At 63.3% G+C, this 16,107-nt stretch carries 17 protein-coding genes; 10 read left to right on the top strand and 7 right to left on the bottom strand.

Annotated features, from left to right (window positions below; translation table 11 throughout):
- Nucleotides 1–161 precede the first annotated feature (161 nt).
- Genes lgt through K3174_RS04885 form a run of 3 tightly spaced genes read left to right on the top strand, consistent with a single transcriptional unit; the run spans nucleotide 162 to nucleotide 2,523 of the window.
- Entirely contained in the window at nucleotides 162–1,037 is an 876-nt protein-coding gene (lgt, locus tag K3174_RS04875) for a prolipoprotein diacylglyceryl transferase (protein WP_221556191.1), read from the top strand.
- Entirely contained in the window at nucleotides 1,034–2,116 is a 1,083-nt protein-coding gene (locus K3174_RS04880) for a class I SAM-dependent methyltransferase (RefSeq protein ID WP_247711878.1), read from the top strand. Before lgt ends, K3174_RS04880 begins: the two co-directional genes overlap by 4 nt.
- On the top strand, nucleotides 2,113–2,523 hold the full coding sequence (locus tag K3174_RS04885; RefSeq protein ID WP_221556193.1) for a DUF2147 domain-containing protein: 411 nt from the start codon (nucleotides 2,113–2,115) through the stop codon (nucleotides 2,521–2,523). The genes K3174_RS04880 and K3174_RS04885 overlap by 4 nt, the downstream gene beginning before the upstream one ends.
- Before the next feature lies 1 nt (nucleotide 2,524).
- Here K3174_RS04885 and K3174_RS04890 read toward each other — a convergent pair whose 3' ends face one another.
- Genes K3174_RS04890 through K3174_RS04905 form a run of 4 tightly spaced genes read right to left on the bottom strand, consistent with a single transcriptional unit; the run spans nucleotide 2,525 to nucleotide 6,867 of the window.
- On the bottom strand, nucleotides 2,525–4,060 hold the full coding sequence (locus K3174_RS04890) for an ABC transporter permease/substrate-binding protein (RefSeq protein WP_221556195.1): 1,536 nt from the start codon (nucleotides 4,058–4,060) through the stop codon (nucleotides 2,525–2,527).
- Nucleotides 4,057–4,824 carry an ATP-binding cassette domain-containing protein gene (locus K3174_RS04895; RefSeq protein ID WP_345719584.1) on the bottom strand — a complete coding sequence of 256 codons (768 nt, stop codon included), beginning with the start codon at nucleotides 4,822–4,824 and terminating at the stop codon, nucleotides 4,057–4,059. The genes K3174_RS04890 and K3174_RS04895 overlap by 4 nt, the downstream gene beginning before the upstream one ends.
- Nucleotides 4,821–5,291 carry a hypothetical protein gene (locus K3174_RS04900; protein WP_221556198.1) on the bottom strand — a complete coding sequence of 157 codons (471 nt, stop codon included), beginning with the start codon at nucleotides 5,289–5,291 and terminating at the stop codon, nucleotides 4,821–4,823. Before K3174_RS04900 ends, K3174_RS04895 begins: the two co-directional genes overlap by 4 nt.
- A 49-nt stretch (nucleotides 5,292–5,340) precedes the next feature.
- Nucleotides 5,341–6,867, bottom strand: a complete 1,527-nt coding sequence (locus K3174_RS04905) for a GAF domain-containing protein (protein ID WP_221556200.1) — start codon at nucleotides 6,865–6,867, stop codon at nucleotides 5,341–5,343.
- Nucleotides 6,868–7,032: 165 nt separating this feature from the next.
- Here K3174_RS04905 and K3174_RS04910 point away from each other — a divergent pair, with 165 nt between their 5' ends.
- The 7 genes from K3174_RS04910 (at nucleotide 7,033) to K3174_RS04940 (ending at nucleotide 13,201) form a co-directional block, all read left to right on the top strand.
- A complete protein-coding gene (locus tag K3174_RS04910; protein WP_221556202.1) occupies nucleotides 7,033–8,202 on the top strand; it encodes an acyl-CoA dehydrogenase family protein in 1,170 nt (389 codons plus the stop codon).
- Nucleotides 8,203–8,257: 55 nt separating this feature from the next.
- Nucleotides 8,258–8,620, top strand: a complete 363-nt coding sequence (locus K3174_RS04915; protein WP_221556205.1) for a hypothetical protein — start codon at nucleotides 8,258–8,260, stop codon at nucleotides 8,618–8,620.
- Nucleotides 8,617–10,224: a carboxyl transferase domain-containing protein gene (locus K3174_RS04920; RefSeq protein ID WP_221556207.1), complete on the top strand. Its 1,608-nt coding sequence runs from the start codon at nucleotides 8,617–8,619 to the stop codon at nucleotides 10,222–10,224. Before K3174_RS04915 ends, K3174_RS04920 begins: the two co-directional genes overlap by 4 nt.
- Before the next feature lie 77 nt (nucleotides 10,225–10,301).
- The gene (locus K3174_RS04925) at nucleotides 10,302–10,955 is read left to right on the top strand and encodes a hypothetical protein (RefSeq protein ID WP_221556209.1); all 654 of its coding nucleotides are present in this window, start codon (nucleotides 10,302–10,304) and stop codon (nucleotides 10,953–10,955) included.
- A gap of 98 nt (nucleotides 10,956–11,053) precedes the next feature.
- Nucleotides 11,054–11,680 carry a lysophospholipid acyltransferase family protein gene (locus K3174_RS04930; RefSeq protein WP_221556212.1) on the top strand — a complete coding sequence of 209 codons (627 nt, stop codon included), beginning with the start codon at nucleotides 11,054–11,056 and terminating at the stop codon, nucleotides 11,678–11,680.
- Nucleotides 11,670–12,467: a DUF1295 domain-containing protein gene (locus tag K3174_RS04935; protein WP_345719585.1), complete on the top strand. Its 798-nt coding sequence runs from the start codon at nucleotides 11,670–11,672 to the stop codon at nucleotides 12,465–12,467. Before K3174_RS04930 ends, K3174_RS04935 begins: the two co-directional genes overlap by 11 nt.
- 107 nt (nucleotides 12,468–12,574) lie before the next feature.
- A complete protein-coding gene (locus K3174_RS04940) occupies nucleotides 12,575–13,201 on the top strand; it encodes a TetR/AcrR family transcriptional regulator (RefSeq protein ID WP_221556215.1) in 627 nt (208 codons plus the stop codon).
- An 8-nt stretch (nucleotides 13,202–13,209) separates the two neighbouring features.
- On the opposite strand, the gene K3174_RS04945 is transcribed toward K3174_RS04940, so the two are convergent.
- From K3174_RS04945 to K3174_RS04955, 3 genes are all read right to left on the bottom strand, one after another.
- Nucleotides 13,210–14,418 (bottom strand): AI-2E family transporter, encoded by a 1,209-nt coding sequence (locus tag K3174_RS04945; protein WP_247711879.1) that lies wholly within the window; start codon nucleotides 14,416–14,418, stop codon nucleotides 13,210–13,212.
- 31 nt (nucleotides 14,419–14,449) lie between these two features.
- Nucleotides 14,450–15,028 (bottom strand): PilZ domain-containing protein, encoded by a 579-nt coding sequence (locus K3174_RS04950; protein WP_221556218.1) that lies wholly within the window; start codon nucleotides 15,026–15,028, stop codon nucleotides 14,450–14,452.
- Nucleotides 15,029–15,233: 205 nt separating this feature from the next.
- A complete protein-coding gene (locus K3174_RS04955) occupies nucleotides 15,234–16,046 on the bottom strand; it encodes a flagellin N-terminal helical domain-containing protein (RefSeq protein ID WP_221556220.1) in 813 nt (270 codons plus the stop codon).
- Nucleotides 16,047–16,107: the final 61 nt, after the last annotated feature.

A 16,107-nucleotide genomic window follows, 5' to 3' on the forward strand; every position in this document is an offset into this window, starting at 1 on the left:
GTTCTTAAGTGTCCTCTCCAGTCAACGCACGGCCCCATGTTCGAGGCTCGCGCATGAATTGCGGCTCGACGCAGGCTTTCCCCAAAACTCCTGCTATGCCAAAAGCCGCCCCGATGGGTCGCCGGTCGCGGCCTTGGACACACCTCTAAGGGGATAAGCACTTGCTGTCACTACTGGCTGCATCGGGCGTTGCGGAACCGATCTACTGGGAAAACCTCGGCCTCCGGCCCTATCTGTTCGAGATTGGCGGGTTTCAGCTGCGCTATTACTCGCTCGCCTATCTGTTCGGCATATTGCTGGCCTACTGGCATCTGTCGAAAATGATCAAGGCGCCCGGATCGCCGATGGCGCAGCGCCATGCGGACGATCTGTTCTTCTATTGCACGCTCGGCGTCATCCTTGGCGGACGGCTGGGCTATGCCGCCTTCTACAAGCCCGAACTGTTCGGTGGGATCGAACTTTTCAAGCTGTGGGAAGGCGGGATGAGCTTCCACGGGGGTGTGATCGGCGTTCTCATCGCGATCAGTTGGGTTGCCTGGCGCGGCGGACTGAACTGGCTGCGCATCTGCGACTATATCTCGGTCAACGTTCCGTTCGCCTACATGCTCGGGCGACTGGCAAATTTCGTGAATGGAGAACTCTATGGCCGTCCGGTGGAAAGCGATTTCCCGCTGGCCATGGTATTCCCGACCGATCCGGACCAGCTGGCGCGCCATCCCAGCCAGCTCTATCAGGCCGGCTTCGAAGGGCTGCTGCTCGGCGTGCTGCTCTTCGCGCTATTCTGGAAAACGCGCGCGCGCTACCGGGCCGGGCTCCTTGTCGGAGTGTTCACCGTCGGCATGGGTCTGGGACGTTTCCTGATGGAATTCTTCCGCGAGCCCGATGCGCACCTTGCCTATGTGGTGGTCGAAACCGGTCTGTCGCGCGGTCAGTGGCTGAGTTTGCCGATGATCGCCGTGGGGCTCATGGTGATGATCTACGCGCTGGTCAAACCACCTGTCGGCAGTGCAGCCAAGGCGAAACCGCAGGCGGCATGAGCGGGAGCGGCGAGACCTCCCTTGCGGGCATCTTTCGTCGCCTGATCTCCCAGCATGGGCCGATGCCGGTGTCTCGCTATATGGGCGAGAGCAATGCGCGCTATTACACGACGCGCGATCCGCTGGGCGCGGCAGGCGATTTTACGACCGCGCCCGAGATCAGCCAGATGTTCGGAGAGATGGCCGGACTGTGGCTGGCAGACATCTGGGCGCGGGCGGGGCGACCGGCAGATGCGATCTATGTCGAACTGGGTCCCGGCCGCGGAACATTGGCGAAAGACGCCTCCCGCGCCATGGCCAGCCAAGGGTTGCGGCCCGAAATGCACCTGGTCGAGGGCTCGCAAGCCCTGCGCCAGGTGCAGGGCGGACTGCTGGCAGGTGTGAAATTTCACGACACGCTCGACACGATCCCGGACGACCGACCGATACTGTTGCTGGCGAACGAATTCCTCGACGCCTTGCCGATCCGCCAGCTGGTCTTGACCGAAAGGGGGTGGCGCGAGCGCTTGATCGGGCTGGAAGGAGGTTCGCTTGCCTTTGTGTCCGGCCCGAACCCCATGGATGATGCCGTGCCCGAGGGCCGGCGTTCCGCGCCGCTGGGCTCAATCGTCGAGACTTGCCCCGCCGCCGCCGCGTTGGTCGAGGCACTGGCCCGCCGTCTCGACGTTCAGGGCGGCGCGGCGCTGTTCATCGATTACGGCCACCTGACGCCCAGGACCGGCTCGACCTTGCAGGCCGTCAGGGCGCATGAAAAACTCGATGTCTTCGCCGCACCGGGCGAGATGGACCTGACGGCGCATGTCGATTTCGCCGCGCTCGATGCGATTGCCCGCCGGGAGGGGGCCGCGAGTTCGCTGACTACACAAGGCGCATGGCTGAACGCGATGGGAATTGGTTTGCGCGCCCGCGCACTTGTAACCGCAGCGCCCGACCGGACGAAAGACATCGAAGATGCGCATGATCGGCTCGTTCAGCCGGACGCCATGGGCGAGTTGTTCAAGTGCATGGCCCTCACCGCCCGCGACTGGCCGCGCGGTGCGGGATTTCCCGAAGGCCAGCGGAGGAAGGCCGAACCGTGAAACTCTACATTGCCGCCGCTTCGCTTCTTGCCGCTACGCCCTTGGCCGCTGCCGCCCCTATCGAGGGCCGCTGGGTCACCGAGGAGAAGGATGCAGTCATCCAGATCGCCGATTGCGGGCGCAGTACCTGCGGGCGGATCGCGAAATTTCTCGTCCCGCCGCCCCAGGGTGCCGATCAGCGCGACGTCAACAACAAGGACAAGGCGCTGCGCAGTCGCAAACTGCTCGGCATGCCGGTCCTGACCGGTTTCGCGGAGGAAGCGGACTTGTGGCGCGGAATGATCTACGATCCCAAAAGCGGGAAGACCTACCGTTCGATCATTCGTCGCAAGGGCGCCAACAGCCTCGAGGTCAAAGGTTGCATCGGACCTTTCTGCCAGACGCAGGTCTGGAGCCGCGCGAGCTAGGCTACTTGCCGGCGCCTTCGGCTAATCGTCGCGCCGCTTCGTCAAAGGACAGTTTGTTCTCCTCGCGGTCGACCGAAAGATTGGCCGCGCGCATGGCCTCGACCCCGATACTGCCGATCAGCGGCTTCAGGGCTTCCACCAGCCCTTCGTCCTTGCCCGTTTCCGGAGCGATCAGCACGATAGCATCGTAATTGGGGAAGGCGCCTTGCGGGTCCTTGAGGAATACGAGGTCGTCTGCCTCAATGCGCCCGTCAGACGTGTATGCGCCGATGGCGTCTGCCTCGCCCGACTGCAGGGCATTATACATGAAGGTGGGGGAAAAATTGCGCCTGGCGGCGAAGCGGAGGCCGTATGTATCGCGCACCGCAATCCATTCGGGCCGTTCGAAAAATTCGGGGTCGCCGCCAATGGTCATGTTCTGCCCGCGCGCCGCCAGGTCCGCGATGGTTTCGAACCTGCCGGCAGCGGCCTTGGCACGTGTCATGGCGATACCGTAGGCATTTTCGAAGCCGAGCCGCCCCAGAACATGCGTGCCGCTGGTACGGGTCTCCCATTCCACTATCTCGGCGAGCATGGTGTCGCGGTCGGGATTGTCGGCGCGCTTCATCTGGTTGGTCCAGATCGTGCCGGTGTAGTCGACAAGAACGTCGATCGCTCCGCTCGAAACCGCGCGGTGCGCCACGGCCGATCCCAGACCGTCGCGATAGTCGACCGTATAACCGGCCGCTTCGAGCCGCTGCCCGATCAGGCGGGCGAGGATATACTGCTCCGAAAACCCCTTCGCGCCGATCACGATGCGATCGTCGTCATTACCGCCAAAATGAAAGATCAATGCGGCAAGGATGCCCAGTGCGACTGCGCCAAGCCCGCCGAAAGTCAGCGCGCGCTGCCGCTTCGCAAGCCCTCTCTCGATCGTGCCGAGCAGGGCATCCGCGATCAAGGCCAGGCCTGCGCTGGCGATGCAACCGGCGAGCACCAGCACCCAGTTCTGCGTCTGCAATCCGGCGAATATGGGATCGCCGAGGCTGGGCTGCCCGATGGTGGTCGAAAGCGTTGCGGCGCCGATGGTCCAGACCGCCGCGGTCCGGATGCCTGCCATGATATATGGCGCGGATAGCGGCGCCTCGACCAACCGCAATCGCTGCCAGAAGGTCATCCCCACGCCGTCTGCAGCCTCGATCACGCCTGGATCGAGATTGGCCTGCGCGGTCACCGCGTTGCGCAGGATCGGCAACAGCGCATAAAGCGACAGAGCCAGCAGCGCAGGAAGGAAGCCCAGCGTTGGCAAACCTTCGCCGAACACCGCGCGCAGGCTCAGCAGAATGGGGAAGAACAGCGCCAGCAGAGCCAACGCCGGAATGGTCTGGACAAGGCTGGCGAAACCCAGCGTGGCGCGGGCGACGGGTGGCGACCGGCTCGCCCAGATCGCCAGCGGCAGCGCGACCGCGATGCCGAGCGCGATGGCAGCCGCGGAAAGCAGGATATGCGCGGCAAGTTTGTCGCCGAGTTCCAGCAAAGCGCCCCAGATTCCGCTCATCGGGCAAGCTCGGCCAGGCGATCCGCCTGTGCGCGTGGGACTGCGACAAGGCCTTGTGCGATCTCGCCACCAGCGCCTTCCAATAACGAATGCGGCGTTTCGTCCGCGACGATCTCGCCTCCGTCCATCACCAGCACCCGATCGGCCAGTAGCAGGGCTTCGGCCATGTCGTGCGTGACCATGACGGTGGTCAGGGCAAGGTCGGCGTGGAGTGTGTGCACGCGTTCTCCCAGTGCGTCGCGCGTAACCGGGTCCAGCGCGCCGAAGGGTTCGTCCATAAGCAGCAGTCGCGGTTCGCTCGCGAGCGCCCGGGCGACGCCGACACGCTGTCGCTGCCCGCCGGAAAGTTCATCCGGCATGCGCTCTGCCAATGCGCGGTCCAGATCGACCAGATCGAGCAGTTCGGCAATCCGGCTGCCTGCCAGTTTCTCGCCGGTCAACCGCGGGCCTATGGCGATGTTTTCTGCCACCGTCATATGCGGAAATAATCCGACCGACTGGAACACGTAACCGATCCTTCGACGCAGTGCCGCCAGAGGCAGGCTTTCGACATCTTCCCGATCGAAACGTACCGTGCCGGAGGTCGGCTCGACCAGCCGGTTGACCGTCTTCAACAATGTCGACTTGCCCGACCCCGAAGCGCCCACCAGCGCGACGAACTGCCCCCTCGCGATTTCCAGGGATACGCCGGCGACCGCCTGCGTTGCGTCAAAGCTTTTCCGTATGTCGCGGAATTCCAGCAGAGCTTGCGGAGTAGTCGTCACGCAGCGTCGTCGTTGTCGCCATCGATCGGGGGAGCGTATTCCACTCGCTCGAGTTCGATCACTGTGCCGCGATCGCTTGTCGCGCGTACCTTTCCGCTGCTCATTCGGCCGGGGGTCCAGCAGCTTTGGATGCCGTTTTCCGCCTCGGGTACAAAGCACAGCAATCTGCCTTGTTCGCCATCGGAATAAGCCCACCTGCCGGTCTGCCAGGGGTCGCCATTGCGAAGATCGCGATAGGTGCCGTCAGCGTCGAGCTGGGTCGTGTAGCGGGCACCATCTTCGGCCACCACTCGCCATGCGGTGGCTGCAAATGTTTGCGGAACGGCCGTGCCCGGAGGCTGCGTAGCGGAACCGGGATCTTCGGCGATGTCGCCCGCGACATCTTCGGCAGGCGAGCAAGCAGCGAGAGTGAGCCCGGAAAAGGCCAGTGCAAATACCAGTCGCCTATATGCCGCCACCTGTCGCATGGTTGACGGGAAAGCACAGCGCAGCGTCACGCGCAAGGAAAGCGAAAGCTCAGCTCTCGATAGAGTCGCGGGGAAAGACGATACGGATGCTCAGTCCGTCTTCCGAAAACTCGCGTTCGAACGTGCCTTTCAACTGGCCTTCGACGGCCATCCTCAACAAGCGCGAGCCAAACCCTTCGCGTTCGCTTTCATTGGGCTGCAGGCAGCTGCGGGCACTTTCTTCCCAGGCCACGCAAATCTTGCCGGTACCGTTGCAGTCGTCGTCGATCGTGATCGCCACATGCCCGTCCTCGCAGGACAGCGCGCCATACTTGGCCGAATTCGTCGCGAGTTCGTGGAAGATCAGCGCCAGCGGGGTCGCTGCACGCGAACCTACGGTGATTCCGGGACCGGCAACGCTGACACGCTCCGCGTCCCCCGTGTCATAGGGTGCAAGCAGATCCTCCAGCAAGCCCGATAGCGTGCCGCCCTTGTGGCCATGATCCGGGCGGACATAGTCATGCGCAGCTCCAAGCGCGCGAATGGTCTTGCCGAGCTCGGCGGCGAAATCGGCCACTTCGGGTTTGCCGCGCGAGCGGATGGCGATGAGTCCGGAAACAACCGCGAAGATATTCTTGATGCGATGCGAAAGCTCGTTCGCCAGCAAGTCTCTCGCCTCCGCCATGCGGCGTTGGCGGTCGACGTCGATGACCGTCCCGAACCAGCGCGACGCTCCGCCTCCCGCCTGCGATTGTACCGCTCTCGAAAGCATCCAGCGATAGTTGCCATCGGACATTTTCAAACGCCATTCGTACTCGAACGCCGTCCCGCTTTCGAGCGAGGCCAAGAATGCACTGGACGCTTTTTCCCAATCCTCCGGATGAATGGCCGCCTGCCAATCGCCGGGGGTTCGGGGTTGGACCAGGCCGGTCAATTCGTCCCACCGCGCGTTGACGTATTCGAAGTTGCCGAAAGCATCGGCCGACCAGGCAATGCCGGGCACACTGTCGATCATGCGCTTGAGGTTGCTCTCCCGCTCGTCGACCGCTTCCTTGGCTGTTTCCCCCAACCTGTGCTGCGAAATGCGGCGCATGATGGCCTTGGCCAGAGTAGCCAGCGTTTCCTGTTGAAGCAGAGACAGGCCACCATCCCGTGGCTGGGTATCGATAACGCAGAGCGCGCCCAGCGGCGCGCCTTCGACCGACATCAAGGGGTGACCGGCGTAAAAGCGGATATGCGGCTCGCCAGTGACCAGCGGATTTTCGCTGAAGCGCGGATCTTTCCGGGCATCGCAAACCACCATCGGCTCGGTGCCGAGCATCGCATGGGCGCAGAAGCTTGTCGGACGCGGTGTCTCGCGAAGGTCCGTTCCGGTTCGCGCAAGGAACATTTGCCGGCCTTCCTCGACCATGGTCACCATGGCCACCGGAACGGCGCATATCTTCGCCGCCAAGTCGACGATTTCCTGCAGTTCCGGGTCGTCCACCATCGCGTCCGTGCCGTGCGCGGCAAGGATCGCGAGGCGCTGCTCCTCGTCGCAATAGGCATCCGAAGGCGGCTTTCCGTCGGGCCAAAGAATACTGTTTTTGCGGTACATGACTAAGTTCGGCCGGCCTTTAGACCGAAATACGACCGGGCGCCTATCGCAAAAAGCAAGTTTGCCGGTTCGAAGCGGTTTGCGGTCCAATCGGTTTGCCCCACGGCCGAGGCTCGGCTATCGGCCCGCGCGAGAGGCAATTTCGCGAGCCTTTGAGGAGAGACGATGCGCGCGACACCCCAATTCGATTTCCAGCTTGGTGAAAGTGCGGAGATGATCCGCGAGGCCACGGCACGTTTCGCCGACGAACAGATCGCTCCTCTGGCGGAGAAGATCGATCGCGAAGACTGGTTTCCACGCGACGAACTGTGGCGGCAGATGGGCGAGCTGGGCTTGCATGGCATCACCGTTTCCGAAGCGGATGGCGGGCTCGACCTCGGCTATCTGGAGCATGTCATCGCGGTGGAGGAAGTGAGCCGCGCCAGCGCCTCGCTCGGCCTCAGCTATGGCGCGCATTCGAATCTCTGCGTCAACCAGATCCGTCGCTGGGGCAACGAAGAGCAGAAGGCGAAATACCTGGCGCCCCTGATCAGCGGCGAACATGTCGGTTCGCTCGCCATGTCGGAAGCCGGCGCGGGCTCGGATGTCGTGTCGATGAAGCTGAAGGCGGAGGCGGTGCAGGGCGGCTATATCCTGAACGGCACCAAGTTCTGGATCACGAACGCGCCCTATGCCGATACGCTGGTGGTCTATGCCAAGACCGATGGGAACGCGGGCTCGCGAGGGATCACAGCCTTCCTGATCGAGAAGGAGGACGAGGGCTTCTCGATCGGTCAGAAGATCGAGAAGGTCGGCATGCGCGGCTCACCCACGGCGGAGCTGGTGTTCGACGATTGCCATATCCCCGAAGACCGCGTGATGGGTCCGGTGAACGGTGGTGTCGGCGTGCTGATGAGCGGGCTGGATTACGAGCGCGTGGTGCTTGCCGGGCTCCAGCTCGGCATCATGCAGGCCTGCCTCGACACGGTCATCCCCTATCTGCGCGAGCGCAAGCAGTTCGGCAAACCGATCGGCAGCTTCCAGCTGATGCAGGCCAAGGTGGCGGACATGTATGTCGCACTGCAATCGGCGCGTGCCTATACCTATGCGGTGGCCAAGGCGTGCGACAGCGAGCAGACCACGCGCTTCGACGCGGCGGGCGCGATCCTGCTGGCTTCGGAGAATGCTTTTCGCGTCGCGGCAGAGTCGGTTCAGGCACTGGGGGGTGCGGGTTATACGCTTGATTGGCCCGTCGAACGCTACATGCGCGATGCCAAACTGCTCGATATCGGCGCCGGAACGAACGAAATCCGCCGCATGCTGATCGGCCGCGAACTGATCGGGGCGGCGGGGTGATCCTCCCCGAATCGGGGAGGGGGACCATGCGCAGCATGGTGGAGGGGCACCGTCCGTGATCGTAAAGGTGCTCTGGTCGGCAGGCTTCATCATCGGGACCGCGACGCACACACTAGACCTGATAAACTATGGATGGCTGCCATACGAATTCCGCCCATTGCCATTCAACATCTACTGGACCAGCCTGACCTTGCTCGATCCGCTCGCTGCACTTCTGATCTGGGTGCGCGAGAGCTGGGGCATCGCGCTTGGCATTGCCATCATGGCATCGAACGTGCTGGTGAACGGCTACACGCTGCTGATCGGTTACGATGAATTCTTTATCCCATTGCTGATGCAGAGTGCGTTCGCCGCGTTTGTGTTTTTCGTGGCGTGGCGGCATTGGGCTTCCGATAAGAAATACGCAGAGGATCGATGACCGCACCCGTTCTCACTTCCACGCTCGATCGCGAAGCGCCGGACGCGAAGGCGCGTTTCGAGCATAACAAATCGCTCGCCGCGGACCTGCGCTCTACCGTCGCAGCCGCGGCCCTAGGTGGCTCGGAGGGCAGCCGTGAGCGGCATGTCAGCCGGGGCAAGCTGCTGCCGCGCGAGCGGGTGGAGCGGCTGCTCGATCCGGGCAGCCCGTTCCTCGAGATCGGCCAGCTCGCCGCCAACGGCATGTATGAGGATGCGATCAACGGCGCGGGGATGATCGCGGGGATCGGGCGCGTGTCGGGGCGGCAGGTGATGATCGTGTGCAACGATGCCACCGTAAAGGGCGGCACCTATTATCCGATGACGGTCAAGAAGCATCTGCGCGCTCAGGAAATCGCGCAGGAGAACCGCCTGCCCTGCATCTATCTGGTCGATAGCGGCGGCGCGAACCTGCCGCATCAGGCCGAGGTCTTCCCCGACCGCGACCATTTCGGGCGTATTTTCTTCAATCAGGCCAATATGTCGGCGCTCGGCATCCCGCAGATCGCCTGCGTCATGGGATCGTGCACGGCGGGCGGGGCCTATGTGCCGGCCATGTCGGACGAGACGGTCATCGTGCGTAATCAGGGCACGATCTTCCTTGCCGGCCCGCCGCTGGTGAAGGCCGCAACCGGCGAGGAAATCAGCGCCGAGGATCTGGGCGGCGGCGACCTCCACGCGAAGAAATCGGGCGTGGTCGATCATTTGGCCGAGAATGACGAGCACGCGCTGACCATCGTGCGCGATATCGTCAGCCACCTCGGCGACAATTACGCGGCGGCGAAGAATATCGACCTCAAGGAACCGCGTGCGCCGAAATTCGACGCGGAGGATCTCTATGCACTGGTGCCGGAAGATGTTCGAGCACCTTACGATGTGCACGAAGTCATCGCCCGTATTGTCGATGGCAGCGAGTTTCACGAGTTCAAGCAGCATCACGGCAGTACGCTGGTTTGCGGCTTTGCGCATATCTGGGGCATGCCGGTGGCGATCCTCGCCAATAATGGCGTGCTTTTCTCCGAAAGCGCGCAGAAAGGCGCGCATTTCATCGAGCTCGCCTGCCAGCGGCGCATCCCGCTGCTGTTCCTGCAGAATATCTCCGGCTTCATGGTCGGCGGCAAATACGAGGCCGAAGGTATTGCCAAGCACGGTGCGAAGTTGGTCACTGCGGTTGCAACCGCGACCGTTCCCAAGGTTACAATAGTGATCGGCGGCAGCTTCGGCGCGGGCAATTATGGTATGTGCGGCAGAGCCTATTCCCCGCGCTTCCTGTTCACCTGGCCCAATGCGCGCATCAGCGTGATGGGCGGCGAGCAGGCGGCATCGGTCCTCGCCACCGTCCACCGCGACGCCGATAGCTGGACGGCTGAGCAGGCCGAGGAGTTCAAGGCCCCGATCCGCCAGAAATACGAAGACGAAGGCAATCCCTATTACGCCACCGCGCGGCTATGGGACGACGGCGTGATCGACCCGGTCCAGACCCGCGATGTCTTGGGGCTGGCATTCGCGGCCACGCTGGAGGCACCAGTTCCCGAAAAGCCACAGTTCGGTGTGTTCCGCATGTAGAGCGAGGAACCGTAAGGCACTGATACGCATTGCGGATATGACCGTGGGGATTGGGCGGGTATCGAGGAGAGATACCCATGTCGGGCCAGGAAACCACCCTTGCCATAGCTGTTGCGGCTGCAGTCGTCGTTCTGCTGTTCGTCTGGCTCTTCATGCGCCGCCATCGCACGCAGGCCTTGCGCGCCGCATTCGGGGAGGAATACGACCGCACCGTCGCAGTGCGGGGCAAGCGCAGTACGGCCGAAGCGGATCTGATGGAACGCCGGGAACGTGTCTCGAAATTCACGACCCGCCCGCTGACCGCCGCCGAGCGAGACCGTTACGTAAGCGACTGGGCCGAAACCAAGGCGCTGTTCGTCGACAGCCCCGTGGAGGCTGTCAGCCGAGCCGACCGCCTGTTGACCGAGGTAATGAGGACGCGCGGTTATCCGATGGCCGATTTCGAGCACCGGCACGCCGATCTGACGGTCGACCATGGCGATGTCGCCAAACACTACCTCGCGGGCCAGGAGATCGCCGCCAGGTCGAACGACGCCACGACCGAGGAACTGCGCCGCGCACTCAATCATTACGAGGCCCTGTTCGCCGATATGACCGGTGAAGTGGCCGAAGTCGACGAGCCCGTTGCGGCGCGAAAGGGAGATGGCGATGGCGACTCGGACCTCGCCCAATCCCACGCACCCGTCCGGCCGGCTGCCTTTGGCAAAACCGCCCGACCGGCCAGCGACTGACGGGGGCATCCCGGTCGACCGCAACGAGCCGGGCATTTCCAGACCAACCCGCTCGCTTTCGGCGCAGGTTAGTCTATGACCGGGGTCAGGGAGACACAATGCCCACCGACGCGAACCGCCGGCCATCGTTGCCGAGCCGACTGGTACGGCGCATCCTGATTGCGCTCTACCGGTGGAAGGGCTGGAAGCTTGAAGGGCGCAAGCCGGATTGCGACAAGTTCGTCCTGCTCGGCGCACCGCACACGTCGAACTGGGATTTCGTATTCTTTCTCGGCGCGACGCGCGAACTCGGGATCAAGCCCAGTTTCATGGGCAAGGCCAGCCTGTTCAAATGGCCCATGACCGACTTCATGCTCGATATGGGCGGGCTGCCCGTCGATCGTTCGAAACGCGGCAATTATGTGGATCAGGTGGTGCAGGCCTTCGCGTCGACGGACGAACTGGCGCTGGTCATCGCGCCCGAAGGTTCGCGTACCTTCGCGGGCAGTTGGCGGACCGGCTTCTACCACATTGCGATGGCCGCCGGCGTTCCGATCGTTCCGGCATGGGTGAACAATGCGACGATGCGCGGCGGCATCGGGGAGCCGATCATGCCGACCGGCGACTACCGGGCCGATCTGGCCAGGATCGCCGCCTTCTATCGCCGGAAACGCCCCGATTGCGATCGCTTCGTCGCGCTCGAAAAGAGTGCGCAGACCTTGGAGGAGATGAAGGGTGATAGTTGAAGCGCTGCTCGCCAATGCCGTCATACTGCTGGGACTGGCGACAATCCTGTGGGTTGTCGCGGTGCAGATCGGCGATGTCAGCTTCGTCGATGCCTTCTGGGGCGGCGGAATGGCGCTGATGGCCTTGGCAAGCTGGCTGCGGCTCTACGAACCGGGCTCGCTGGCGACGCTGCTGATGGCAATGACGGTGATCTGGGGAATGCGGCTGTGCATCCATTTGCTGATCCGCTGGCGGCGGGAGGGCGAAGACAAGCGCTATGCCCGCATCCTGAGAAAGGACCGCGAGAAGGGCCGTTTCGCCATGGCCGCCCTGACCAAAGTGTTTCTCGGCCAGTCGATACTGCTGTTCATGGTGTCCAGCCCGGCGCAATACGGTATCATCGAAGCCGGATCGATGACGCCGATCAGCGGACTGGCACTGGTAGGGCTTGCGCTCTGGGCCGTCGGGATATTCTTCGAATGGGTCGGCGACTGGCAGCTGGCAAGGTTCAAGGCGGACCCGGCCAGCAAGGACACGGTGATGGATCGCGGATTGTGGCGGTACACCCGACACCCCAATTATTTCGGCGATGCCTGCGTGTGGTGGGGTATCTGGATTACGGCTGCCAGCGCCGGATGGTGGGTCGCGGCCGCCACCGCGATCGGGCCGCTGTTCCTGACCTTCACGCTGGCAAAGTGGTCGGGCGCGCCGTTGCTCGAAGCGGGCATGAAGACATCGCGCCCCCGATACGGGGAATACAAGGCGCGCACTTCGGCGTTCTTTCCGTGGCCGCCGAAGAAGGCGTGACGGCGCTCCCCCACGCGCCCTTGCGAAACTTCCGATCGGGCCGACTTTAATCCGTCGCGACAAGCTCCTAAGTGGGGGCGAGGCGCGAACGAGGGAGGCCGCCGCAGATGACCCAAAGCGAAAAGGTACGCACCCGGGAGCGGCTTACCGAGCTGGCGATGGACCTGATCGAGCGCAACGGCGCGATGATCGCCAAATCCGATCTGGTCGCGGAATCGCGCATGTCCCGCGCCCGGATCGACGAATTGTTTCCCGAAGAGAACGACTTGTTCGACGCGATCGTCGCGCAATGGTTTTCGCACGATATAGCGATCATGGAAGAGATCGTGCGCTGCGAGCTTCCCATCCGGCGCAAGTTTTTCGAGTTCTTCTGTCGCCGTTTCTTGCGTGAACGCGAACGCCACGACAAGGACCCGGCGCTGTTTGCGCTGTATTGCGAGCTGGGTTCGGAACGGTTCGAGCAGGTGCGCGGTTACATCGATCTTGCCGATCACTATCTCAGCGAACTGATCGCGCAGGCGCAGGACGAGGGCTACTTTTCCGACTTGCCGATCGACCGCGCCCTGTCGCTGATCAACCAGATGGTCATCGCCTATACGTCGCCGCAGATCATGCTGATGATCGCGCCACGATTGCATGAGGACAAGTTGGCGGCGATCGTCGACACCTTGTTCGCCGGACTGTCGGCCAGGGACGGCGGCGCGCTCGGCACGCAGGACATCCGCGTCGCCTGAACCGGTACTCAGGCGGCGGCGCGCTGCTCGGCGAAAATAGCCCATCCGGCAAGGAACAACCCGCACACCAGCGGCCCGACGACGATGCCCGACAGGCCCATGAGCGCAATGCCGCCCAGCGTGGTCACCAGGATCAGCCAGTCGGGAATTCCGGTGTCCCGGCCGACCAGTATCGGGCGCAGGACATTGTCCGCCATGCCGATCACCGCAACGCCCGAGACCACCACGACAATCCCTTGCCAGACCGCGCCGGTCGCCAGCAGATAGACCGCCGCCGGCACCCAGACGATGGCCGGGCCGAGCGCCGGCAGGAGCGACGCGATGGCCATGATGACGCCGAGCAGCAGGACCGAGGGGATGCCGACGATCCAGAAGGTCAGCGCGCCCAATGCGCCCTGCACCAGCCCGACCACGACCGAGCCCTTGATCGTAGCGCGCACGATGGTGAGGAAGCGTTCGGCGAGCCGGTCGGCAACGCTTCGTTCCATCGGCAGTGCAGCGAGGACCGCCTCGCCGATGGTCTGCCCGTCGCGCAGCAGGAAGAAGCCGACATAGAGCGCAATGCCGAAACCGAGCACGAAGCCGAACACGCTGCCGCCGATGGCGATGGCCTGGGTGGCGATGAGACCGAGGCTGGCCTCTATGAAAGCCGTCGCCCGCCGCTGGATGGCGCCCAGATCGCCAAGCCCGGCACTTTCGAGCGAGGTCTGGATATTGGCGGGCAGCGCCTCGAAGACCTGCTGGAAATAGGTGGAAACGTCGATATTGCCATCCTGGAAGGCAACGAACAGTCCGGCGGCCTCGTCCACCACCGCACTGCCGATCCACAGGGCGGGCAGGACGACGGCGAACATGATCACGACCATGCTGGCGAGCGCCGACTGACTTTCCTTTCCCGGCCGTCTGGCAAGGAACCAGCGATAGAGCGGCTGGAACAGGATCGCACCCAGCGTGGCCCACAGAAGCGGCGTGAAGAACGGCAGCACCACCGCCAGCAAAGCCAGCGACACGAGCGCGAGAAAGAGCAGGAAGCCCCCGCGTTCGACCGGTCTGGCTGATCGATCCCCGGGCAAGGCGATCAGCGCCGTGTCGCCCGGCGCGACGACGGCCCGTGGCACATGTGCTGGTCGATGTCGTGGTCGGTCGCCATTTCCGCTCTCCATAGGCATGGCGAATGCGATGCGCAAACCTGTCGTGCCGTCTTCGCGACAGCGCATGGTTGCGGCACCCGGTGCCTTGCCCGGCGCGCTATTTCGCCGACGACCTTTCCAGCATGACGGCAAGCTTGCGCAGGGTCTGGACGGCAATGTCGAACGTCTGGAGCTTGGCCAGGTAACCGGCCACTACCACCGGGTCGTCGGCCAGTTCGTCGGCCAGAATTTCGAGCGTATCGGCCACTTGCGCCACATCGGCGGGTGCGAGGGCGGTGGAGATGAGCGGTGCCGGCGAGCGGGCGATGGGGGCCTGGCTCAATTCGGCCTTCGCCTGGGCCACGGCCTGGTCCACATCGCTCTGCGTGTTCTGACCGGACGGCAGCCAGTCTTTCGGTTCTGCGCGGCCGCGAAACTGCAAGCCGACCCGATTGGCATGCAGCCAGATGACCTGCGCCTCGATCGAGATATTCCCGCGGAGAAGCCGGCAGGGCGTTCCCGGAGGCGGCAGCGCCGCGCCTTCGACCATGGCACCGCCGGCAGATATGTTACGAACCTTGACCGTGCAGGCACTGCCGCCCGCAGCCAGCTTGGCCATGACGAACAGATTGGTACGCTCTTCGGCGCGCATGCAGTTCCGGTGCTGCGAAAGCGATTCGTAGGCTGCCGATATCATAGTTAACTCCTTTGTCCGTAATGGCCTGTTGGAGCGAATTTTCGATTTCGACCGGGATTAGCGATAACGCGTAGGCGCATTGCCGAGGGAAGAAGAAAACCCTTGGTTTTCAAGCATGAGGGCGCTTGCTCTTGCAGGGCGGAAAAGCAAGGCCCGCCGCTCTTGCGAGCGACGGGCCCTCTTCCCGTTGCCTGGGTTTAGGAGGTTAGCGGAGCAACGAGAGAACGTTCTGCTGGCTCTGGTTGGCCTGTGCGAGCATGGCGCTCGAAGCCTGGCTCAGGATCTGCGACTTGGCGAGCGCGGTCGTTTCTGCCGAATAGTCGGTGTCTTCGATGCGCGAACGTGCGTCGGACAGGTTGGTGACGTTGTTGGTCAGCGTGTTGACGGCCGATTCGAGACGGCTCTGGCCTGCACCCAGCGTAGCGCGAGCGGTCGAGATCGCTTCGAGCTGCGCGTCGGCGGTGGCGATCGCCGTGGTCGCCGATGCGGCATCGGTGCCGACATCGAACGTGGCGGCGGACAGGCCCGACAGGTCGGCCATGTTCAGGTCGATCGTGTCGGTGCTTTCTGCACCGGCCTGGATCGTGACAGTGGCAGTCGTGCCGGTGAACAGTTCAACGCCGTTGAAGGTGCTGTTCGCGATGACCGCGTCGATCTGTGCCTTCAGTTCGGTGACTTCGGCCTGCAGGTTGGCACGGTCGGAATCCTGATACGTACCCGAAGCCGACTGTACGCCCAGTTCGCGGACGCGCTGCAGCATGTTGGTCACTTCGTTCAGGCCGCCTTCTGCGGTCTGGGCCAGCGAGATGCCGTCATTGGCGTTGCGGATGCCCTGGGTCATGCCGCGGATCTGCGAGGTCATGGAGGTGGCGATGGCGAGGCCGGCGGCGTCGTCCTTCGCGCTGTTGATGCGCTTGCCGGTCGACAGGCGTTCCATTGCGGTGCCGAGAGCTTTGCCGGCGGCGTTCGAGGAGTTGGCGGCTTTCATTGCGCCGATATTGGTGTTGATGACGTTCATGGCTCAATTCCCTTTGGTCTACGATCACTGCCCCCGTCAGGATGCGGCAGCCGAGAACCAG

The sequence above is a fragment of the Qipengyuania qiaonensis genome (genome assembly GCF_019711515.1).
In the GTDB taxonomy this organism is placed as follows: Bacteria; Pseudomonadota; Alphaproteobacteria; order Sphingomonadales; family Sphingomonadaceae; genus Qipengyuania; species Qipengyuania qiaonensis.

Coding starts and splice junctions, on each gene's coding strand:
- K3174_RS04930 (WP_221556212.1), top strand. CDS start 11,054: ATGCCCACCGACGCGAACCGCCGGCCATCGTTGCCGAGCCGACTGGTA.
- K3174_RS04920 (WP_221556207.1), top strand. CDS start 8,617: ATGACCGCACCCGTTCTCACTTCCACGCTCGATCGCGAAGCGCCGGAC.
- K3174_RS04880 (WP_247711878.1), top strand. CDS start 1,034: ATGAGCGGGAGCGGCGAGACCTCCCTTGCGGGCATCTTTCGTCGCCTG.
- K3174_RS04955 (WP_221556220.1), bottom strand. CDS start 16,046: ATGAACGTCATCAACACCAATATCGGCGCAATGAAAGCCGCCAACTCC.
- K3174_RS04900 (WP_221556198.1), bottom strand. CDS start 5,291: ATGCGACAGGTGGCGGCATATAGGCGACTGGTATTTGCACTGGCCTTT.
- K3174_RS04940 (WP_221556215.1), top strand. CDS start 12,575: ATGACCCAAAGCGAAAAGGTACGCACCCGGGAGCGGCTTACCGAGCTG.
- K3174_RS04945 (WP_247711879.1), bottom strand. CDS start 14,418: ATGCGCTGTCGCGAAGACGGCACGACAGGTTTGCGCATCGCATTCGCC.
- K3174_RS04910 (WP_221556202.1), top strand. CDS start 7,033: ATGCGCGCGACACCCCAATTCGATTTCCAGCTTGGTGAAAGTGCGGAG.
- K3174_RS04905 (WP_221556200.1), bottom strand. CDS start 6,867: ATGTACCGCAAAAACAGTATTCTTTGGCCCGACGGAAAGCCGCCTTCG.
- K3174_RS04925 (WP_221556209.1), top strand. CDS start 10,302: ATGTCGGGCCAGGAAACCACCCTTGCCATAGCTGTTGCGGCTGCAGTC.
- K3174_RS04950 (WP_221556218.1), bottom strand. CDS start 15,028: ATGATATCGGCAGCCTACGAATCGCTTTCGCAGCACCGGAACTGCATG.
- K3174_RS04890 (WP_221556195.1), bottom strand. CDS start 4,060: ATGAGCGGAATCTGGGGCGCTTTGCTGGAACTCGGCGACAAACTTGCC.